The organism is Aeromonas sp. YN13HZO-058 (assembly GCF_001921245.1).
Lineage (GTDB): Bacteria > Pseudomonadota > Gammaproteobacteria > Enterobacterales > Aeromonadaceae > Aeromonas > Aeromonas allosaccharophila.
In genome coordinates, this window is sequence record NZ_MQSY01000043.1 from 19144 (window position 1) to 38944 (window position 19801).

Sequence of the window (19801 nt, forward strand, 5' to 3'; positions counted from 1 at the left end):
GAGAGAGCAGAAACATCATTGGCGACGGGCTCCATACACTTTCGGGCGAGTCAGGCTGTCGATAAATGGCACACAGAGGTTGGCCAGCAGCACGGCGAAGGCGAACGCATCCGGATAGCCGCCAAAGCGGCGAATGATGTAGACCAGCACCCCGATCAGCACGCCATAGACCAGTCGGCCGCGCGGCGTGGTGCAGGCACTGACCGGATCGGTGGCGATAAAGAAGGCCCCCAGCATGGTCGCGCCGCTAAAGAGATGGAAGATCGGCGTGGCGGTCGCATCCGGGCTCACCAGATAGCCGATGGTCGAAGCCGCCAGCAGGGCACCCAGAATCGCGGTGGGAATGCGCCAGTTGATCACCTTCTGTTGCAGCAGGAACAGGCCGCCCAGCAGATAGCCGAGGTTGACCCAGCTCCAGCCGATGCCGCCCCAGCCCTCAAACAGCGGGCCGCTCAGGATCTCGCCAGTGGTGAGCCCCTGAGTCAGGCCGGTTTTCAGGGTATCGAGGGGCGTCGCCATGGTGAGGCCATCCACCCCCTGCTTGAGCTGGGCCATGCTGTAGCCGTCGAGGCTAAAGCCGGTGAAGATCACCGATGCGGCATCGCCAAAGCCGAGGCTGTAGGCGCGCACGCTCTCTGGCGGCAGCCAGCTGGTCATCTGCACCGGGAAGGAGACCAGCAGCAGCACATAGGCGACCATGGCCGGGTTGAACAGGTTCTGGCCCAGCCCGCCATAAAGGTGTTTGGCGACGATAATGGCAAAGGCCGTGCCCACCACCAGCATCCACCACGGCAGCAGCGGCGGCAGGGAGAGACCAATTAGCACGGCGGTGAGCGCCGCACTGCCATCCATCAGGGCAGGCTTGATGGCGCGGCCACGGAGCTTGAGCACCAGCGTCTCGCACAGCAGCGCAGTGACCAGCGCCAGCAGGATCTGGATAAAGGAGCCCCAGCCGAAGAACCAGGTCTGGGCCAGCAAGCCCGGCACACAGGCCAGGATCACCAGCAGCATCAGGGTTCGGGTCTGTTTGCGGTTATGGGCAAACGGCGCAGTCGCAATATTGAACATGAGTCTGTCGATTACCTTGTGGTTGTTCGGTCGGCTGACGGTACATCTTCAGCGGCGGTCTCTGCGGCTCTGGCTGCCTCGGCCGCCAGCTTCTTCGCCTTGGCGCGGGCCACGGCGGCTGCAATGGCCGCTTTTTTCGGATCAACCGGGACATCAGCCTCAGGGGCGCTTGCTTCAGGCGTGGCAGCGACGGCAAGTGGTTGCTCACTGCTGGCAGCATCGCTTTGCATCGGCTCAGCCGGTGCGCGCTCACCCTCAGTTCCAGCACTGTCTACCTGAGTACCGGCACTCTCTACTTCAGCACTGGTACTTGCGCTCTGTTGCGCCAGCTTTTTGGCCTTGGCCCGGGCGATGGCTGCGGCGATAGCGGCTTTCTTGGGATCGACCGCTTCGCTTTCAGGCGTATCGCTTTGGCTGGTGTTTACTTCGCTCTTGGCTACTGCCACATCGCGGGTCTCTGCGCTTGCAGTAGGCTCACTCTTCGCATCCTCAGCACCGACACTTTCGCCCTGCAGCGCCAGCTTTTTGGCCTTGGCACGAGCGATGGCTGCGGCAATTGCCGCCTTCTTGGGATCAACCGCTTCGCTGACCGCAGATGGCGCATCGCTTTGGGTTGCAGCGGATTCGCTGGTGCCTGCGTTTGCAGTCAGGTCGCCCTCAGCGCCGTCACCCTGCTGGGCTGCCTTTTTGGCCTTGGCACGAGCGATGGCGGCCGCAATTGCGGCTTTCTTGGGATCAGTGGGCGCATCGCTTGGCGTGTCAGCCTCGGCTGTCACGCTGTGATCTGTGCTTACCGGCTCGCCACTGGCCTCGGCCTTTTTGGCTTTGGCACGGGCGATGGCAGCGGCAATCGCCGCTTTTTTCGGATCAACCTCTGCCTTTTGCTGATCAGCATCTACCGCAGCCGCAGCCGCAGCTTCGGTAGCCGCAGGCTCGGCGCTATCACCCGCTTGTGCGGCTTTCTTGGCCTTGGCGCGGGCCAGTGCGGCGGCGATGGCCGCTTTCTTGGGATCGCTGGCGGGGTCAACCGCCTCGGCAGATTGCGGCGCAGCGGCGGCAGTGTCGCTGTTTGCGCTTTCCGCCAGCTTGGCGGCGCGGCGGGCTTCCGCTTCCCGTTTGCGGGCTTCGCGGGCGGCAATCACGGCGCTGTTGTCGGGCACGCCCTCGGCGGTGGCGGTAATGGCAGTGATGGGGGCATCCTGCTTGGCCTTGATGCGGGCCAGCGCAGCGGCCACCGGATCTTCCCCGCCTGCGGCCGTCATGGTCTGACGGCGCTGGGCAGCAGCTTCGGCATGACGCGCTTCGCGGGCCGCTTTCTCCCGCTCGAAACGGGCCTGCTTGGCCTCGAAACGCTGCTTGGCGCGCTCGGCTTTTTCGGCCTCGGCGCGGGCTTCGCGAATGTCATCCTTGGCGATCTTGTAGTACTGCACCAGCGGGATTTCGCTCGGGCAAACCCAGGCGCAGGCGCCACACTCGATGCAGTCCATCAGGTTGAGCTTCTCGGCCTTGTCATACTCCTTGGCCCGGCTGTACCAGTAGAGCTCTTGCGGCAGCAGGGTGGCCGGACAGGCATCGGCGCAGGCACTGCAACGGATGCAGGGCTGCTCCGGGCCGGGGGCGGGCAGTTCGGCCTGCGTCGGCGCCAGCAGGCAGTTGGTGGCCTTGACCACAGGCACCATGGCGTGGGGCAGGGTAAAGCCCATCATGGGGCCACCCATGATGACCCGCTGCTCCGCTTCCGGTTGCAGCTCGAAACGCTGCAACAGCCAGCGCACCGGCGTCCCCAGGCGCACCCAGGCGTTGCCGGGCTTCTTGAAGCTGTCCCCGGTGAGGGTAACGATCCGCTCGATCAGCGGCTCGCCGTCGATAATGGCGCGCTTGATGGCAAACACGGTGGCGACGTTGAGCACCATGATGCCGATATCGACCGCGCGGCCGCCTTTGGGCACCTGACGGCCGGTGAGCAGCTCGATGGTCTGCTTGGCACCGCCCGAGGGGTACTTGGTCGGCACCGTCTTGACCAGCACATCCTCGTCTGTGGCGTGGCGGGTCAGTTGCTCGATCGCCTCGGGCTTGTTGTCTTCCACCCCGATCAGGGTGAGTTTCGGTTTGAGCAGGTGCTTGAGCACCCGGATGCCATCCATGATCTCGTCGGCATACTGCTGCATCAACCGATCGTCGGTGGTGATATAGGGTTCGCACTCCAGCCCGTTGACGATCAGGATCTCGGTGAGCTGGCCGCGGCCATCGAGCTTGCTGTGGGTCGGGAACACGGCACCGCCAAGACCCGCCACCCCCGCCTGCTGGATGCGCTCGAGCAGCTCGCTCCGCTCCAGATTCCAGTAATCGGGTTTGCCATTGCGCTCGCCCCAGGCATCTTCGCCGTCGGGGGTGAGAATGACGCAGAGATCGCCGAGTCCGGAGGGGTGGGCAACCGTGTGGTTGCCAATCTCGGTGATGGTGCCGGAGGTGGAGGCATGCACCGGCACCGTGCGCCCTTTGGCATAACGGGTCAGCGGCTGCCCTTTTTTGACCTTGTCGCCCACCTGCACCAGCAGATCGCCGGCGGGGCCTGCGTGCTGGCGCAGCGGAATGATGAGGCGCGGCGGCAGACCGGCGTCTACCACCGGGCTCTGGCTTGATTGCAGCTTGTTGTCGGCGGGGTGAATGCCACCGTGAAAGTCCCAGAGCGTGCCGGCTTTGATACGTTCGAGTAAGGAATGCATGGTTGCTCCGCTGTTTATTCCACTATCTTGACCGGAATCTTGCCCGGAACATGCACGTTATTGAGATCCCACTTCCAGTTATCGACCGTGGTAGGCACCGGGATCATCTCGATGCAGTCGGTCGGGCAGGGATCGACACAGAGATCGCAACCGGTGCACTCGTTGGCAATCACGGTATGCATCGCCTTGGTGGCGCCGACGATGGCATCCACCGGGCAGGCCTGAATGCACTTGGTGCAGCCGATGCACTGATCTTCGTGGATAAAGGCGACCTTCTTGACCGGCACTGCGGCCTCGTCACTGCCCCCCAGTGGCTGGGGCTCGACCCCCATCAGATCGGCAATCTTGCGCATGGTGGCCTCGCCACCGGGCACGCACTTGTTGATCTGATCGCCGTTGGCGAGCGCCTCGGCGTAGGGTTTGCAGCCGGGATAGCCGCACTGGCCACACTGGGTCTGGGGCAGCAGGGCATCGAGCTGATCGACGATGGGGTCTGCTTCCACATGAAACTTGACGGCGGCAAAGCCCAGGATAATCCCGAACGCCAGCGCCAGCAGGGTGAGCACCAGAATGGCAAAGAGAATATGGATCATGGTTATATCTTGATAAGGCCGGTAAAGCCCATAAAGGCCAGCGACATCAGACCGGCGGTGATCATGGCAATCGACACCCCGCGAAACGGGGCGGGCACATCGGCGGCGACCAGACGCTCGCGCATGGCGGCGAACAGGATCAACACCAGCGAGAAGCCGGTGGCGGCGCCAAAGCCGTAGATCACGCTCTGGATAAAGTCGTGTCGCTCATTGATGCTGAGCAGCGCCACCCCGAGCACCGCGCAGTTGGTGGTGATGAGGGGCAGGAAGATCCCCAGCAGGCGATAGAGGGTCGGGCTGCTCTTGCGCACCACCATCTCGGTAAACTGCACCACCACGGCGATCACCAGAATAAAGGCGAGGGTGCGCAGATAGGCGATATCCAGCGGCAGCAGGATATAGTGCTCCACTAGATAGGAGCTGGCACTGGCGAGGGTCATCACGAAGGTGGTCGCCAGCCCCATGCCGATGGCGGTTTCCAGCTTGCCGGAGACCCCCATAAAGGGGCAGAGGCCGAGGAATTTCACCAGCACGAAGTTGTTAACCAGCACGGTGCCGATCAATAAAAGCAGGTACTCAGTCATCAATTACCGTCACTGAAAGTCGGGTTATCGGGGTTTGAAGGCGGGCGGTATTATCTGACGTTAGGGCCAGTTAAACAACCGCAAGGCCGCATGGTTATTATGCAACTGGATAATTTAGCCGGGGTTTTGGGCCAGAATCCGGTGGGTTTTGCGCCATATCCCCACCGGGTGAGAAGCCTTACTAACCAACAGCCAGTTTGGCGGCTTCTTTCCACATAAATGGCGGCATCGGAGTAGTGAGACGCCATTTAATGTTCATCGGTTGGCTGCCAGTGTGGGATACGTACTCCACCTCACCAAAGTTCACAAAGCCAAGGGTGCGGCCAAATTCATCTTTGCTCTGCTCACGAACGAACAGAAACAAGCGCTTACCTTCTGCTCTGTGGTTTATGTAACTCAGCCCCTTACCCCGTTCTGGGCGAGCGCTGTTTTGGCTCTGCCAATGAAACAGCGACTCGTTGATGGCGTAGTCGTGATAACGGGTAGTGGGGGAGAAGTGCTGTTCCGTTTTGTTCAAGGTCACGAACAGCAACTCGATATTTTGCTCTGCGATGACATAGACCCCTTCGCGAGCCGTGGGTTGCTGCGCGAAGGTGGTCGCGCCAAAGCCAACCAGCACCAGCTCTCTGGCATAGCGAGCATGCAGTTGTAGCGGATTACCGGGAAGGTTTGGCATGGCGCTTTGTTCGTGTTGCACCCGGTTGAGCAGCATGGGCAACAGATCTGCCAGCTCGGCCCTTAACTCTGGTTGATTGAGTTGTTTCAGGCTGTGCGCCAAGGAGCTAAAGCCTGCATTGGGGCCGCTCTGTTGCCAGAAGTCGTAATGGCACATCAAGGCCATCCGTTCATCGTGTTCGGCCGTTAAGGTAAAGGCGTCTGCCACCAAGGTTTGTAAGAATTTCAAGTAATGGAGCGCATCGCAGCCCAATAGCCGGGTTTTGATGGCCCGGGTGTAGAGGGTCGACAGCTTCTCATCGCTCATTTCAGAAATGGTATGGTTGCTAGCCTGTTTGACCAAGGCGCTCCAGTTACCGCGCTTGTAGATCTCCTCAAGGCTGATGTGAGGGTAGAACTTCAAAAAGTTCGCCAGCGTCAGCGGTAAATCGCAATCCTGTGAGAAACGGCGGATCAGGCACATTAGGCGTGAGGTATTGAGGGTCGCCTTTTTGATATTGCTCAGAATTAACTCTTGGGTCTGTTTTGAGAGTTCGATGCGGCAGCCCAAGGGGGCGTGAGGGAAGCCCTGTTTGATCTCGTGGCTGATCGCCTTATTAGTTTTACCCACCAGTGCCCGGAATTTCTGGGCAAAGTCATACTCAGCACGGGCATTGCCAACAAAGTCCAACACGGTGCAGCACTCTTTATCGCTCGCCAGCCGCAGGCCGCGCCCTAATTGCTGCAAGAAGATAGTGAGGCTTTCCGTTGGTCGTAAAAACAGCAAGGTATCGACTTCCGGGATATCAACCCCTTCGTTGAAGATGTCCACCACGCAGAGAATATTGATAACCCCAGTGCGCAAATCTTGTTGTTTACTATGCCGCTCGTCTCGATTATCGCTGGTGAGGATGTCAGCCTTGATGCCCTTCAATAAAAATGCCTTGCACATAAAGTTGGCATGTTCACGGCTCACACAAAATGCCAGCGCTTTGATCTTGGTAATATCGGTGACGATCTCATTGAGGCTCTGGACTATTTTCTGTACCCGCTGCTGATTGTGGGTATAGATATTGGTGAGTTCAGTGATGTCATAACGGCCATTTTTCCAAGCCACTTGGCGCAAGTCAGTATCATCATCGATACCAAAATATTGGAACGGACAGAGATGGCGACGATTGATGGCCTCGGGCAAGCGGATCTCTGCTGCGATGACACCACAAAAGTCGGCAAGAATATCACCGCCATCATGGCGCTCTGGCGTTGCGGTTAATCCCAACAGAATGTGAGGTTCAAAGGCGGCGAGCAGACCGCGATAACTGGCCGCCGCAATATGGTGAACCTCATCAATGACGATGTAATCGAAATAATCTGGGCTAAGACGTAAATTAGCCAGCTGGTTATTCAAGGATTGCACCGAGGCAAATAGTTGACGGTAGTGGGTTGGCACGGCGCCGCCGACTAAGAGTTCGCCAAAATTGGATTGCTTGAGCACACCGCGGTACGAGGCTAATGCTTGGCGCAAGATCTCCTCTTTGTGGGCGACAAACAGGAACTTGGCGTCGGGTTTGGTTTTCAGAAAACGCGCAAAATCAAAAGCGGAGATCAGGGTTTTCCCTGTACCGGTGGCCGCAACCACCAAGTTACGGAAGCGCTGGTGTAAAGCGCGCTCCATCGCCAATTGTTCAAGGATCTCCTGTTGATGGGGAAACGGCGTGATATCAAAGAAATAGGCAGGGCTATTTTTGTCACCATCCCCACGGGCCTCTTGCAGTGCATGCTGCAATTTTGTACGGCTTTCGAGCTTGCCATCAAACAGCTCAAAATCATCGGATTCCCAATAGGTTTCAAAGGTACTCAGGGATTTCTCGATAATATGAGGGATCTCTTGCGAGGTGATTTTTAGGTTCCACTCCAAGCCGCTGGTGAGGGCAGAGTGAGAGAGATTGGAGGAACCTATATAGCCGGTATGAAAGCCGGTATTTCGGCAAAAGAGATAGCTCTTGGCATGCAACCGCTCGCGCTGGGTGTTATAGCTGAGTTTGACTTCGGTATTTGGGAGGCTGGCTAAAAATTCAACTGCCTTGGCATCGGTCGCCCCCATATAAGAGGTAGTAATTACTTTTAATTGGCGGCCGCTGCGAGTGAACTCTTCCAGCTCATGACGGAAAATCCGGATACCTGCCCATTTGATAAATGAGACCAGCCAGCAGATGCTATCTGCCGATAAAATTTCCCGTTTAATCTCCGACTCCATCGACAAACCCGCATTGCTGCCACAAAACAGTTCGCTCTGAGTGAGACCTGTCAGAGGGAAAATATCCTCGGCATATTGCTTTAAATTGGCGGAGATGGGGTTATCCAACTGGTAGAGCGCTGTCAGAATTTTTCCCTGACTATCGATGAGGTTCTCGCCAATAAAGTCTGGGTCTTGGGTGCGATCCTTTAGCCAAAGCAATAACTGGTTAGCCAGCTCGATCTGCCGTTGTAGCTGATCCTCTCCAGTTACCGAGCCCACCGCATATTCCAAAACCCGGCTCAGAAATCTGGATAACCAGACTGCCGCTTCGGCAGGTTCAAGTTGGCGTTCCCCTACGTAAAAGCGCTCGCGGTCGAGTCGAGATGTCAGCAGTTGAGTAATGAGCTGTTCATAAATACCGCATTGTTGCATCGCACTTTAGCCTTGAACGTTGTACATGAGGGTGGCGAGAAGAGTATCATTTTTTCCAACCAAATCAGTAAGCTGTTGTCGCCTGTTACTCGTTTGAAAATCGCCCCGGTTTTCGGTAATAAAGCCCGGCAGTGACAACCACAGGGAGGTGGTGATGGATCCGGTTTCCTATCTTTTTTCGGCTTATCTCAATCTGGTTCAGCAGCAGATTTCAGATATCTATGGCACCGAGCTTAAAACCGTGGCGGTGCAGTATGAGGGGGAATCAGTACCCTTCTCGTTTCAGCTGTGGCAGATCCAGCAGCCGAGCGTCTGTCGTCCCTACCAGCAGGATGTGCGGCGCTTTAGCCAGTGCACGGTCAAGGCGTCCGCCCTGTTTCACAAGCTGTGTGATGACTTGACCCGGCAGGATGACAGCAGTTGGCAACTGCCCAAATTTCGCACCATGTACTGCTCGGCGGCCGTCAGTTATCGGCCGATGATTGCAGAGATTGGGGATGCCAAGCAGAGTCCTGCCAAGCTGGCGGAGCGCGCCTGCAATCAGGCGATTCTGGCGGCAATGGACAGTGACGATGAAGCTCTGCTGGCCCAGCGGAATAAAGCGTGCGCAGCGGTGCAGTGAGGCGAGTTTATCTGACCAGATCATTTGCGCTCGCTTTGCGCGCCACGGCACACATGGGCTTCCCCTTGCCGGGTAAGATGGGGTTGCCCGCCGTGGCGGCGACAGTCGGATGCTTGCGGGCAGATGTCGGTCACATCAGCCAGATCACCACCAGGAGGTAACCATGATCAGCCATATCGACCATCTGGTATTGACGGTCAGCGATATCGAACGGGCCGTGGCATTTTACAGCTCGGTGCTCAATATGGAGGCCATCACCTTCGGTGCAGGGCGCCGGGCGGTGGGGTTTGGCAACCAGAAGATCAATCTGCAACTGCTGGGGCAGGAGCCGCGCAATCGGGCGCAGGTGGGGTCGGGAGATATCTGCCTTATCACCCGCTGGCCGCTGGAGCAGGTGATGGCCCAGCTTGCCTGCCACGGGGTGGAGATTGTCGAGGGGCCGGTGACCAAAAGCGGTGCCTGTGGGCCGATAGAATCTGTCTACTTCCTCGACCCGGACCAGAACCTGATTGAGGTCAGCCGCTACCCCTGACAGCGCTGATACGCCCGATGCCTTATGAGCTCCTGATTTTCATTGCCGCTTTGCCGGTTAAATCCTCTCTGTTCCTCCTTGGCGGTATCCTTGTTTACCCCCTTGTGACCGTGATACTGCCCCAATTTGTGCCTTTGGCTGGGGCGATCAGTGAACTATCCGGCGTGCTGGACGGGGCAATATGCTAATGTAGCGGCGTTTTTTGATGGATAAGCTGGCATTGGCCTTTTTTGAAGATGGAATGGTATGCAGAACTTTGACGTAGTGAATTGGCTGATGCAGCAGACAGCCTCCCCGGCGCAGCCGGAACAGGCAATGGCACAACCGGGCGCGGCCCAGACCCTGTGGCAGGTGACCCATGCTGGCTAACGAATCCATGCGCCTGAACAAATACATCAGCGAGAGCGGCATCTGCTCGCGCCGCGAGGCCGACCGCTTTATCGAGCAGGGCCACGTCTTTATCAACGGCAAGCGGGCCGGGATTGGCGATCAGGTACAGGTTGGCGATCTGGTCAAGGTGAACGGGCAAGTGATTGAGCCGCGCGAGGCGGACAGTCTGGTCTTTATCGCCCTTAACAAGCCGGTGGGCATCGTCAGTACCACAGAGGCGGGCGAGAAGGACAACATCGTCGATTTCGTCAACCACAGCACCCGGGTCTTCCCCATCGGGCGACTGGACAAGGATTCGCAGGGCCTTATTTTCCTCACCAACCACGGCGATCTGGTCAACAAGATCCTGCGGGCGGGCAACGATCACGAGAAAGAGTATCTGGTGACCGTCGACAAGCCGGTGACCGACGAGTTTGTGCGCGGCATGGCGGCCGGGGTGCCGATCCTCGGTGCTGTCACCAAGAAGTGCAAGGTGAAGAAAGAGGCGCCGTTCGTCTTTCGCATCACCCTGGTGCAGGGGCTGAACCGCCAGATCCGCCGCATGTGCGAGCACTTCGGTTTTGAAGTGACCAAGCTGGAACGCATCCGCATCATGAACGTCAGCCTCAAGGGGCTGCCGGTGGGCGAGTGGCGCGATCTGACCGACGACGAGCTGATCGAGCTGTTCAAGCTGATTGAGGACTCCTCCTCCGAGGTAAAACCGGCGAAGGGTGAAAAACCGAAGGCGGCCAAGGCCCCAGCGGCGCAAGCCGCCAAGCCGGGGCAGGGCAAGAAGCTGCGCCGCGATGACGACCACGAGATTGGCGGTCGCCCCAATGTGCCGGGCCCGGAAGCCTTCGAGAAGAAGCCTCCGGTGGGCAAGGTCGGCGCGGGTAAAGGGGCTGCCAATAAGGGCGGCGCCGGAAAAGCGGCCCCCAAGGGTGGCAAACCGGCCGCCGGCAAGCCGCGCACCGCTAACGCCGGGCGGCAAAAGAAGGGGCGCTGAGTTTCACCGCTATCCCTCGCTTTAGAGCATAAAAACACCGGCCTTTGGCCGGTGTTTTGTTTGTGTTGTTTGTTGCCCACCGGATAGTGGGGCTGCTTGCGCCAGATCAGGCTGGCCGTTTCTCCCCGGTTACGGTCAATCCGTTATTTGGCTGAGGGCTATCTGGCTCACTGCTATCTGACAGATGGAAAGGCAGTCGCATCACCTTGGGATAGTGGCGCGGGTCGAGGCGCACTACCAGCAGGCTCATCAGCAGCAAGCCCCCCAGTTGCCACTGCCAGGCGGCCGCGAAGTCGCCCACATAGTGATAGAGCCGTGCGGCCACCCAGGGTCCGGTGGCCGCCAGCATAAAGCCGAATCCCTGCATCAAGGCGCTCAGGGTACCGGCGCGGCGCGGGTCGGGCAGGTGATCGAGCGCAATCACCATGATGAGGGAAAAGCTTCCGCCAAGACCGGCGCCGCACAGCATGCACCAGAGAATGGGGGCACTGGCTGGCGCCAGCCAGAGACCACCAAATCCCGCCAGCTGCATGGCGATGGTAAGCCCCATCCACGGCCGCCGATCCAGACTGCGGGCGGCCAGCAGCGGCAGGCCGAGGCCGCTGGCGGTCTGCGCCAGTGCCAACCAGGCGACCAGCTCGCCCGCCTGCGCGGCGCTCCAGCCCTGCGCCATATAGGCGGGGGCCAGCCAGGCCACCACGATGCCGTAACCACTGTTGATGATGCCAAAGCAGACGATCAGCAACCAGCTGCGGGGCAGGGTGATCAGCCGCTGCTCGCCGTGGGGAATCGCGACCGCAGCGGCCCGTGGCAGACGCACTTTCCACCCTAGCCAGACGAGGGCCAGCAGCACCGGCAGGCTCCAGAGCGCCAGTGCCCGTGACCAGTCGAGGCTGGCCGCCAGCCGTGGCGTGAGACTGGCCCCCAATGCCCCGCCCCCCATCATGCAGGCAGAAAAGATCCCCATCACCAGCGGCACCTTGTGGGCGAACGCTTGCTTGATCAGTGCCGGTAGCACCCCCTGCACCAGTGCCGACCCCAATCCACAGAGCGCTGCGCTGGCGATCAGCAAGGCGCCGCTTTGGGCATCGAAGCGGATGGCGCTGCCAATGCCGAGCAGCAGCAGGGCCGCCCCCAGCAGTTGGCGCGCACTGGCGCGCCGACGCAGGCTGGGGGTGAGCAGCACACCAATCCCGATCAGCCACAGCGGCAGCAGGGTGAGCCAGGCGAGAGTGTCCATCCCCAGTGCCAGCCGCTGGTCAATGGCTTGGGCCAGCGGGCCGATGGCGGTGAGAAAGGGGCGCAGATTCAGGCCAATCAGGATCACCAGCACCAGCAGGGCAAACTGCTGGCGGTGCGCCTCTGCCGGGCGTTCGCTTGTCCCTTTATTCATGTTCAGGCGCTGCTTGCGTGGCTTGTTGCAACTGGGGGCCGTAGAGATCAGCCGCCGTCATGGAGACGGACAATTTGATCAGCGGCAGCGGTTGCGGCGCAAGGGTCAGCCCCAGCTGTTGATAGGCGGCGGTGCTGTCAAAGCCGAACGGGGCCGCATCGGCGTTATCAAAGGCGTAATAGACGGCGGCGATGCCGTTCATCACCAGCGCGCCGAGGCACATGGGGCAGGGGTGGCCGCTGGCATAGACGATGGCCCCCGCCAGCGGCCCGCACTGGCTTGCCTTGCGCAGCGCTTCCAGCTCGGCGTGACGGGTGGGATCCCCATCCAGATGGATGCCGTTGACCGCGCTCGCCACCAACTGGCCATCTCGCACCAGCAGCGTGGCGAAGGGGCGGCCCCCCTGCCGGTGATTTGCTCTGGCCAGCTGCACCGCCTGCTCCAGCCACTGTTGGTGAGTCTGGAGTGAGGTCGATGGGGTGAGCGAGCGAAGAGGGGTAGACGCTACAAGAGGCTGTGACATGGTGACAAACCCTGATTTGACGGAAGAAACGCCAGCCTAGCGGGGTCTAAAGTCATTTGGAAATTAAATGATAGAATAGGTTTCAGTGGTTTTGTAAATGGAGCGCCCCATGCTGGATCCCCTGTTACTGCGCAGTTTTGTCGCCATTATCGACACCGGCAGCTTTACCCGCGCCGGTGAACGGGTCCATCTGACCCAATCCACCATCAGCCAGCAGATCCGCAGGCTTGAGCAGCAGCTCGGCTGCCCGCTGCTGGATCGCGCTGGCCGTCAGGTGGTCGCAACGGCGGAGGGGGAAAAATTGCTGGGGCTGGCACGCCGCATTCTGGCGCTGCTGGCGCAGGCCGAGGAGCAGGTGACCGAGGGGAGCGTGGCGCTCAGCCTCGGGGTGCCGGAGGATTTCGCCGCAGGTGCCATCACCCCTGTGCTGGCCGCCTTTGCCCGCGACTACCCCGAGGTGCGGCTGGAGGTGCAAAGCGGCCTGAGCCACGAGATCTGGCAGCGCTTCGCGGCGGGAGAGCTGGATCTGGCGCTGGTCAAGCAGACGCGTGGGCAGGGTTCGCCCCTTGCCAGCTGGCGCGAACCGCTGGTGTGGGTCGATAGCCGCGACTGGCCCGCCCGGGAACGGGATCCGCTGCCGCTGGTGGTGTTCCCGAGCGAAGGGCTCTATCGGCGGCAGATGACCGAGGTGCTCGATGGTCTGGGACGGCGTTGGCGCATCGCCTATGTCAGCGCCAGTCTCGCCAGCTTGCAGGGGGCTGTGAGTGCAGGCATCGGCGTGAGCTTGCTGCCCAAACGGCTGATGCCAGCCGATCAGCTGGCCCTGACCCAGTGGCCCAAGGTGGCGCCGGTGGAGCTGGCGCTGCATGCCGGGGGAAGCGGGGACGAGCCGCTCAGCCGCCTGAGTGCAGCCCTGATCGCCCTCTGCGACGAGGTGATGGGGCCGCAATGAGTGACGATGCGGGGAAAGGTTTGGGCGGGAAGAGAAGGCGACGAGAAGCGAGACAAAGGGCAGGATTGGATTAGAGATCCTTCCCCTCCGCCAACTTGCGCTCGTAATCCTTTTTCACGATGGCCAGCGCTGCCAGCACCAGCTCTGGGGCCAGCTTATTGGTTTCCAGCAGTTCAATCAGATCCACCGCGAGTTTTACCTCGGGCGGGGCAGTTTCCAGTGTCATGGGCAGGGTTCCGGTTGCGGGAAGAGGGGGGATTATACAGGGGCGCCGCCGTTGGCCGAAAGCGCCCGTGGTATCGGGCTGTGAGGCACCCGGGTCAGAGGTGCTGGCGCATCTCCTTGTCGATCTCCTCGCGCAGGGCAATCAGCTTTTTGGCGTAGAGCTGCAACTGCAGATCGCTCTCGCTCAGTGGCTGCCACTGGGGCACCGGGGTCGGTTTGCCCTGCTCGTCCATCGCCACAAAGATGATGATGCAGTGGGTGGTCTTGTGGCGCTCGGTCTCGGTGGGGTGGCGGCTGTAGACATCCACCGCCAGATGCATGCTGGTGGTGCCGGTGTGGATCACCTGAGCGTGCACCTCCACCAGCTGGCCAATCTGGATGGGGCGCAAAAAGCGGATCCCCCCCACATAGACGGTCACCGCATAGCCGCCGCACCAGCCCGCGGCGCAGGCATAGCCCGCCTGATCGATCCACTTCATCACCATGCCGCCATGAACCTTGCCGCCGAAATTGACGTCGGAAGGTTCGGCCAGAAATTGCAGGGTCAGTTCGCGATTGGGCACAGTCACATCCTTATTGCCTGAAGAGTTTCCCTGAGCTTTGCCCTATCGCGCTGCCCGGTCAAGGGTTCATCCCCGATTCAGGGGGGCGGGGTCACTATCTTGCTCTATCGACGCGAACATAGCCGCAGGAGTGACACCATGAAACAGATGCTGGAACAGTTGCTGGGGGCTGGCAAAGGCTGGCTCAATGACGGGGGCGACAAGCGCAAGGGGCAGATGCAGGGGGCGCTGGCCGGTGGCGCGCTCGGTCTGCTGCTGGGCAATAAAAAGGTGCGCAAATATGGTGGCAAGGCCGCTGCCGTGGGCGGCGCTGCAGCCCTTGGCGGGCTGGCCTTCAAGCTCTATCAGGATTGGCAGGCCCAGCAGGCGGCACCCGCCCAGCCCACTCATCCCATCAGCTCTCTTGAAGGCAATGCGCTGGATGCCCGCGCGGCGCTTTTGGTGCGCGCCATGGTGGCGGCAGCCCGGGCCGACGGTCATATCGACGGCGCCGAGCGCCAGAAAATTCAGGAGTACCTGACCGAGCAGGGCCAGAGCGATGTGGCCCGCTGGATTGACGCTGAGCTGGCCCGTCCCCTCGATCCCCACGCGCTGGCGCGGGAAGTGACCGACATGGAGCTGGCCACCGAGGTCTATCTCGCCTCCCTGCTTGCCATCGAGGTGGATCACTTTATGGAGCGAGGCTATCTCGACGAGCTGGCACGCGCCCTCAAGCTCGATGAGAACCTGAAAGGAAGTATCGAGCGGCAGGTGGCGCAACTTAACGCCCCCGCCTGATACCCCTCACCGCCATGGATTGCCGATAACGCCCCGCTCAAGGGGCGTTGTTGTTTTCAGTTTTCGCCAAGTTGATCTTTGCCTAGCTGTACGGCAATCAGTGCCGCCAGCCGGGTGAGGGCCTGCTCCAGCTGCTCGCTCCAGGGATGGGAGCTATTGAGGCGCAAGCAGTGGTTGTGTTGCCCCTGACTGGAGAAGAGCGCGCCGGGGGCCACTGAAAAACCGCTGCCAAGTGCCTGGGCGTGCAGGGTACGGCTGTCGAAATGGGCAGGCAGCGCCAGCCAGAGGAAGTAGCCGCCATCGGGGGAGGAGATGCTCACTTCACCCGGCAACAGCCGTTGCAGGGCCGCCCGCATCTGCTGCTGGCGCTGGGCCAGGGTGTGGCGCAGGCGGCGAAAGTGGGCATCGACCCCGCCCTGGCGCAGCATCTCGGCCAGCGCCAGCTGGCTCGGCACATTGGTGGAGAGGGTGGACATCAGTTGCAACCGTTGCACCCGCTCGGCATGGGGCCCCGCCACCACCCAGCCGACCCGAAAGCCCGGCGCCAGACACTTGGAAAAGGAGCTGCAGAGCAGGCTGTCACCGCGCTGATCCCAGTGCTTGATGGGTTTGGGGCGCTCGCGGCCGAAGTAGACCTCCGCATAGACGTCATCCTCCACCAGCGGCACCCCATGGCTGTTGAGCAGTGCCATCAGCCGCGCTTTGTGACTATCCGGCATGGTGTGGCCCAGCGGGTGCTGCACATTGCCCATCAGCCAGCACGCCTTGACCGGAATACGGGTGAGGGCGTCGGCCAGCAGGTCGAGATCGATGCCCACCCCCGGAATGACCGGGATCTCCACCGCCTTGAGTTTCAGCCGCTCGATGGCCTGCAGGGCACCATAGAAGGTGGGGGACTCCACCACTACCCAGTCACCGGGCTCGGTCAGCACCTGCAGACTGAGGGAGAGTGCCTCCATGGCGCCTGTGGTGATGATGATCTCCTGCGGATTGACCGCCACCCCGTCGCTGGCGTAGCGCTGGGCGATGGCGCGGCGCAGCGCCTCGTTGCCGGGGGGCAGGTCGGCCACCGTGCTGAAGGGATCGAGCTTGCGCATGCAGCTGGCCATCGCCCGCCCGAGCTGGGGATGGGGGAACAGGGTCGGGTCTGCTACCGACATGCCAAGGGGCACCAGATCCCGTGATTTGCTCGCCTGCAACACCTCGAACACCAGATCGTTGATATCCACCGAGCCGCTGTAGTGAGTCTGGCTCGGCGTGTGCTGCACGACCTGTGGTGAGGCGGCTTTGACGTAGTAGCCGGACTGGGGGCGGGCGAGGATCCGCCCCTGACTTTCGAGCAGTTGATAGGCCTGCAACACCGTCATGGGGCTGAGCCCGTGGGTCTTGCAGCTCTGGCGAATGGAGGGGATGCGCTCCCCCGGTTGCCAGATGCCATCGTCGATCTGGCTTTGCAGGCGGTCGGCCAACTGCTGGTAAAGGGACATGATCTGGATCAACTGTTATAGGTGTAATTCAATATAACTGCATCTGTTATAGGTGTCATGCTCCGTGATGTACTTGTCACGCACGAAACGTGCAAGGCAAATACAACAAAAGAGAGTGACGCATGATCAATCCGGATGACGTGGTCAGCCTGTCGCGCCTGCAATTTGGCGCCACGGCCCTGTTCCACTTCCTGTTTGTGCCCCTCACGCTGGGGCTGTCCTGGATCCTGGTGATCGCCGAGTCGGCTTATGTGATGACCGGCAAGGTGATCTATCAGGACATCACCCGCTTCTGGGGCAAACTGTTTGGCATCAACTTCGTCATGGGGGTCACCACGGGGATCACCATGGAGTTTCAGTTTGGCACCAACTGGGCTTATTACTCCCACTATGTAGGGGACATCTTCGGTACCCCGCTGGCCATCGAGGGGCTGATGGCCTTCTTCCTCGAATCGACCCTGGTGGGGCTCTTCTTCTTCGGCTGGGACAAGCTCTCCCGCGGCAAGCACCTGCTGGTGACCATGCTGGTGGCGCTCGGCTCCAACCTCTCGGCACTGTGGATCCTGATCGGCAACGGCTGGATGCAAAACCCGGTGGGGGCCGAGTTCAACCTGCTGACCCAGCGGATGGAGCTGGTGGATATCGCCGCCGTGCTGTTCAACCCGGTGGCGCAGGTGAAGTTCGTTCACACCGTTGCGGCGGGCTATGTGGCCGCCTCCATGTTTGTGATGGGGGTGAGCAGCTGGTATCTGCTGCGCAAGACGGAAGTGCAGTTTGCCCTGCGCTCTTTTGCCATTGCCTCCGGCTTCGGGCTGGCGGCCATCCTCTCGGTCATTGTGCTGGGGGATGAGTCTGGCTATCGCACCGGCGAGGTGCAGAAGGTGAAGCTCGCCGCCATCGAGGCGGAGTGGGAGACCGAGCCAGCCCCGGCTTCCTTTACCCTGTTCGGCTTCCCGGATCAGCAGGCGGAAACCACCCACGCAGCCATCAAGATCCCGTATCTGATGGGGATCATCGCTACCCGCTCCATCGACGAGGCGGTGACCGGCCTCAAGGATATCAAGGTGCAGAACGAGGCGCGCATTCGCAGCGGCATGGTGGCGGCCGAAGCCCTCGACCAGATCCGGCAGGGCGATGACACCCCGGCCAACCGTGCCCGCTTCGAGCAGCACGGCAAGGATCTCGGCTACGGCATGCTGCTGACCCCCTATGCCAGCAATATCGCCAAGGCCGGTGAGGCGGAGATTGCCAAAGCGGTCGATGACTCCATCCCGCCAGTGGCGCCGCTCTTCTGGGGCTTTCGGGTGATGGTGGGGCTTGGTGTCACCATGCTGGGGCTGATGGTGGTGAGCTTTGTCCAGCTCTGTCGCAACCGGCTGCAAGACTCGCCACGGCTGCTCAAGACCCTGCTCTGGAGCATTCCGCTGCCCTGGATTGCCATCGAGGCAGGCTGGCTGGTGGCCGAACTCGGCCGTCAACCCTGGACCATCAGCGACGTGCTGCCGGTATCGGCCTCGGTCTCTTTGCTTCAGCCGGGCCAACTCTGGTTCAGCCTGATTGCTATCTGTTCCATCTACACCCTGTTGCTGGTGGTGGAGCTGTTCCTGTTGCGCCATGTGATCCGCAAGGGGCCCGCCATTCTCCATACCGGCCGCTACAGCGGTGAACAACCCGAACTTGCGAGGATCGCCTGATGGATTACGCAACCCTGAAACTCATCTGGTGGGCGCTGGTGCTCTTCATGATGGTCGGTTTTATCGTGATGGATGGCTTCGATCTCGGCATCGCCATGCTGCTGCCGGTGGTGTCGAAAGATGACGACGACCGCCGACTGGTGATCAACAGCGTGGGGCCGGTGTGGGAGGGCAATCAGGTGTGGCTGATCGCCGGGGCCGGCGCCCTGTTCGCCGCCTGGCCGCTGGTCTATGCCGCCGCTTTCTCGGCGCTGTATATCCCCATGGTGGTGCTGCTGCTCGGGCTCTTCCTGCGTCCGGTCGGTTTTGACTATCGCAGCAAGCTGGCCGATCCGGTGTGGCGCCGCTGGTGGGATCGGGCGCTGGTGGCCGGTGGCCTGATACCAACCTTGATCCTCGGTGCTGCTATCGGTCTGGTGATGGAGGGGCTGCCGTTTCGCTTCGACACGGCGCTGCGTCTGCACTATGGCGCGTTCGACTTCCACTGGGGTTGGCTGCTCTCGGTGCTGGCCACCGCTATCAGCCTGTTGCTGCTGCACGGCGCCAGCTTCTTGCAAGCCAAGGTCACGGGGACGCCCGCCCTGCGCGCACGGGGTATCGCCATCCTGCTGGCCCCGCTGGTGACCCTCTGCTACCTGCTGGCCGGTTGGCATCTGGTGGATCTGCAAGGGTTTCAGCTGACCGGTGTGGGCACACAACCCTTTGACCCGAATGCCGCCATCAGCCCGTTGATGAAGGGGGTCACCCCGTATGTCGCTGGCTGGCTGCACAACTACCACGAGCAGCCGCTGCTGTGGCTGGTGCCGATCATCGGGGCGCTGGCGCCGCTGGTGAGCGGGATTGCCGCCTGGCTGGAGCGGGGCCGGATGGCGCTGCTGGCCAGCGCCATGGCCTGCGCCGCCATGCTCTGCTCGGTGGCCATCGCCCTGTTCCCCTTCGTGCTGCCCTCATCCCTTGATGCGGTCAGCAGCCTGACCCTGTGGGATGGCACCTCCAGCTACAAGACGTTGGCCATCATGTTTGGCATCGTGCTGGTGCTGATGCCGGTCAACCTCGGCTACACCGGCTGGGTCTATCGGGTGGTGCGCGGCAAGCTTGACCGCGCCCGCATCAAGCGCGACAGCCATCAACTCTACTGACCTCAAGGGATCTGCTATGTGGTACTTCACCTGGATTTTGGGCCTCGGATTCGCCCTGCTGCTGGGCCTGTGCAACCTGCTCTGGCTGGAAGCGCGCTGGCAGGCGGACGAACGGGACGGTAACTGACGGCGGGGGGCTCGCGCCCCGCCACGGCCGGTGTCTGGCGTTCACACGTCGCCATCGGCCCCTCTCTCCCCCTCTTTAAACGACACACTTTCAACC

The 19801-nt window shown here is 60.9% G+C and carries 19 protein-coding genes; 9 read left to right on the forward strand and 10 right to left on the reverse strand.

Annotated elements, in window-relative coordinates; translation table 11 throughout:
* Positions 1 to 15: 15 nt before the first annotated feature.
* The 5 genes from rsxD to BSP75_RS10320 form a co-directional block, all read right to left on the reverse strand.
* On the reverse strand, positions 16 to 1068 hold the full coding sequence (rsxD, locus tag BSP75_RS10300; RefSeq protein ID WP_075113101.1) for an electron transport complex subunit RsxD: 1053 nt from the start codon (positions 1066 to 1068) through the stop codon (positions 16 to 18).
* A gap of 11 nt (positions 1069 to 1079) precedes the next feature.
* Positions 1080 to 3794 (reverse strand): electron transport complex subunit RsxC, encoded by a 2715-nt coding sequence (gene rsxC, locus BSP75_RS10305; RefSeq protein ID WP_075113102.1) that lies wholly within the window; start codon positions 3792 to 3794, stop codon positions 1080 to 1082.
* Between the two features lie 14 nt (positions 3795 to 3808).
* Entirely contained in the window at positions 3809 to 4387 is a 579-nt protein-coding gene (gene rsxB / locus BSP75_RS10310) for an electron transport complex subunit RsxB (protein WP_005350799.1), read from the reverse strand.
* A gap of 2 nt (positions 4388 to 4389) precedes the next feature.
* Positions 4390 to 4971, reverse strand: a complete 582-nt coding sequence (gene rsxA / locus BSP75_RS10315) for an electron transport complex subunit RsxA (RefSeq protein WP_005337600.1) — start codon at positions 4969 to 4971, stop codon at positions 4390 to 4392.
* A gap of 181 nt (positions 4972 to 5152) precedes the next feature.
* Positions 5153 to 8296 carry a DEAD/DEAH box helicase gene (locus BSP75_RS10320; RefSeq protein ID WP_075113103.1) on the reverse strand — a complete coding sequence of 1048 codons (3144 nt, stop codon included), beginning with the start codon at positions 8294 to 8296 and terminating at the stop codon, positions 5153 to 5155.
* A 154-nt stretch (positions 8297 to 8450) separates the two neighbouring features.
* Between BSP75_RS10320 and BSP75_RS10325 the strand changes: the two genes are divergently transcribed.
* From BSP75_RS10325 to rluF, 4 genes are all read left to right on the forward strand, one after another.
* Positions 8451 to 8918 carry a hypothetical protein gene (locus BSP75_RS10325; protein WP_075113104.1) on the forward strand — a complete coding sequence of 156 codons (468 nt, stop codon included), beginning with the start codon at positions 8451 to 8453 and terminating at the stop codon, positions 8916 to 8918.
* A 163-nt stretch (positions 8919 to 9081) separates the two neighbouring features.
* Entirely contained in the window at positions 9082 to 9450 is a 369-nt protein-coding gene (locus BSP75_RS10330) for a VOC family protein (protein ID WP_075113105.1), read from the forward strand.
* A gap of 246 nt (positions 9451 to 9696) precedes the next feature.
* Complete coding sequence (locus tag BSP75_RS22090; RefSeq protein ID WP_005350832.1) at positions 9697 to 9819, forward strand: hypothetical protein; 123 nt, start codon at positions 9697 to 9699, stop codon at positions 9817 to 9819.
* Positions 9809 to 10825, forward strand: a complete 1017-nt coding sequence (gene rluF / locus BSP75_RS10335; protein ID WP_075113106.1) for a 23S rRNA pseudouridine(2604) synthase RluF — start codon at positions 9809 to 9811, stop codon at positions 10823 to 10825. Before BSP75_RS22090 ends, rluF begins: the two co-directional genes overlap by 11 nt.
* A gap of 106 nt (positions 10826 to 10931) precedes the next feature.
* Here rluF and BSP75_RS10340 read toward each other — a convergent pair whose 3' ends face one another.
* Both BSP75_RS10340 and BSP75_RS10345 read right to left on the reverse strand, forming a co-directional pair.
* Positions 10932 to 12218 (reverse strand): cyanate transporter, encoded by a 1287-nt coding sequence (locus tag BSP75_RS10340; RefSeq protein ID WP_075113107.1) that lies wholly within the window; start codon positions 12216 to 12218, stop codon positions 10932 to 10934.
* Positions 12211 to 12741, reverse strand: coding sequence for a nucleoside deaminase (locus BSP75_RS10345; RefSeq protein WP_075113108.1), 531 nt, complete (start codon positions 12739 to 12741; stop codon positions 12211 to 12213). Before BSP75_RS10345 ends, BSP75_RS10340 begins: the two co-directional genes overlap by 8 nt.
* Before the next feature lie 109 nt (positions 12742 to 12850).
* On the opposite strand from BSP75_RS10345, the gene BSP75_RS10350 reads away from it, so the two are divergent.
* The gene (locus BSP75_RS10350) at positions 12851 to 13693 is read left to right on the forward strand and encodes a LysR family transcriptional regulator (RefSeq protein WP_075113109.1); all 843 of its coding nucleotides are present in this window, start codon (positions 12851 to 12853) and stop codon (positions 13691 to 13693) included.
* 70 nt (positions 13694 to 13763) lie between these two features.
* Here the strand turns inward: BSP75_RS10350 and rsmS are convergent, their stop codons facing one another.
* Both rsmS and BSP75_RS10360 read right to left on the reverse strand, forming a co-directional pair.
* On the reverse strand, positions 13764 to 13919 hold the full coding sequence (rsmS, locus tag BSP75_RS10355; protein WP_075113110.1) for a pleiotropic regulatory protein RsmS: 156 nt from the start codon (positions 13917 to 13919) through the stop codon (positions 13764 to 13766).
* 94 nt (positions 13920 to 14013) lie between these two features.
* Positions 14014 to 14481 (reverse strand): acyl-CoA thioesterase, encoded by a 468-nt coding sequence (locus tag BSP75_RS10360; RefSeq protein ID WP_075113111.1) that lies wholly within the window; start codon positions 14479 to 14481, stop codon positions 14014 to 14016.
* A 138-nt stretch (positions 14482 to 14619) separates the two neighbouring features.
* Between BSP75_RS10360 and BSP75_RS10365 the strand changes: the two genes are divergently transcribed.
* On the forward strand, positions 14620 to 15258 hold the full coding sequence (locus tag BSP75_RS10365; protein WP_075113112.1) for a tellurite resistance TerB family protein: 639 nt from the start codon (positions 14620 to 14622) through the stop codon (positions 15256 to 15258).
* Positions 15259 to 15314: 56 nt separating this feature from the next.
* Here the strand turns inward: BSP75_RS10365 and BSP75_RS10370 are convergent, their stop codons facing one another.
* The gene (locus BSP75_RS10370; protein WP_075113140.1) at positions 15315 to 16745 is read right to left on the reverse strand and encodes a PLP-dependent aminotransferase family protein; all 1431 of its coding nucleotides are present in this window, start codon (positions 16743 to 16745) and stop codon (positions 15315 to 15317) included.
* Between the two features lie 122 nt (positions 16746 to 16867).
* Between BSP75_RS10370 and BSP75_RS10375 the strand changes: the two genes are divergently transcribed.
* From BSP75_RS10375 to cydX, 3 genes are read left to right on the forward strand one after another with little or no spacing between them, the layout of a single operon-like run.
* Positions 16868 to 18439: a cytochrome ubiquinol oxidase subunit I gene (locus BSP75_RS10375; protein ID WP_075113113.1), complete on the forward strand. Its 1572-nt coding sequence runs from the start codon at positions 16868 to 16870 to the stop codon at positions 18437 to 18439.
* Positions 18439 to 19578, forward strand: coding sequence for a cytochrome d ubiquinol oxidase subunit II (gene cydB / locus BSP75_RS10380; RefSeq protein WP_075113114.1), 1140 nt, complete (start codon positions 18439 to 18441; stop codon positions 19576 to 19578). Before BSP75_RS10375 ends, cydB begins: the two co-directional genes overlap by 1 nt.
* A gap of 16 nt (positions 19579 to 19594) precedes the next feature.
* Entirely contained in the window at positions 19595 to 19705 is a 111-nt protein-coding gene (gene cydX, locus BSP75_RS10385; protein ID WP_005337572.1) for a cytochrome bd-I oxidase subunit CydX, read from the forward strand.
* Positions 19706 to 19801 lie beyond the last annotated feature (96 nt).

Coding starts and splice junctions, on each gene's coding strand:
- rsxC (WP_075113102.1), bottom strand. CDS start 3,794: ATGCATTCCTTACTCGAACGTATCAAAGCCGGCACGCTCTGGGACTTT.
- BSP75_RS22090 (WP_005350832.1), top strand. CDS start 9,697: ATGCAGAACTTTGACGTAGTGAATTGGCTGATGCAGCAGACAGCCTCC.
- BSP75_RS10370 (WP_075113140.1), bottom strand. CDS start 16,745: ATGTCCCTTTACCAGCAGTTGGCCGACCGCCTGCAAAGCCAGATCGAC.
- rluF (WP_075113106.1), top strand. CDS start 9,809: ATGCTGGCTAACGAATCCATGCGCCTGAACAAATACATCAGCGAGAGC.
- BSP75_RS10345 (WP_075113108.1), bottom strand. CDS start 12,741: ATGTCACAGCCTCTTGTAGCGTCTACCCCTCTTCGCTCGCTCACCCCA.
- rsxD (WP_075113101.1), bottom strand. CDS start 1,068: ATGTTCAATATTGCGACTGCGCCGTTTGCCCATAACCGCAAACAGACC.
- BSP75_RS10365 (WP_075113112.1), top strand. CDS start 14,620: ATGAAACAGATGCTGGAACAGTTGCTGGGGGCTGGCAAAGGCTGGCTC.
- rsxB (WP_005350799.1), bottom strand. CDS start 4,387: ATGATCCATATTCTCTTTGCCATTCTGGTGCTCACCCTGCTGGCGCTG.
- cydB (WP_075113114.1), top strand. CDS start 18,439: ATGGATTACGCAACCCTGAAACTCATCTGGTGGGCGCTGGTGCTCTTC.
- BSP75_RS10330 (WP_075113105.1), top strand. CDS start 9,082: ATGATCAGCCATATCGACCATCTGGTATTGACGGTCAGCGATATCGAA.
- BSP75_RS10325 (WP_075113104.1), top strand. CDS start 8,451: ATGGATCCGGTTTCCTATCTTTTTTCGGCTTATCTCAATCTGGTTCAG.
- rsxA (WP_005337600.1), bottom strand. CDS start 4,971: ATGACTGAGTACCTGCTTTTATTGATCGGCACCGTGCTGGTTAACAAC.
- BSP75_RS10320 (WP_075113103.1), bottom strand. CDS start 8,296: ATGCAACAATGCGGTATTTATGAACAGCTCATTACTCAACTGCTGACA.
- cydX (WP_005337572.1), top strand. CDS start 19,595: ATGTGGTACTTCACCTGGATTTTGGGCCTCGGATTCGCCCTGCTGCTG.
- BSP75_RS10340 (WP_075113107.1), bottom strand. CDS start 12,218: ATGAATAAAGGGACAAGCGAACGCCCGGCAGAGGCGCACCGCCAGCAG.
- BSP75_RS10350 (WP_075113109.1), top strand. CDS start 12,851: ATGCTGGATCCCCTGTTACTGCGCAGTTTTGTCGCCATTATCGACACC.
- BSP75_RS10375 (WP_075113113.1), top strand. CDS start 16,868: ATGATCAATCCGGATGACGTGGTCAGCCTGTCGCGCCTGCAATTTGGC.
- rsmS (WP_075113110.1), bottom strand. CDS start 13,919: ATGACACTGGAAACTGCCCCGCCCGAGGTAAAACTCGCGGTGGATCTG.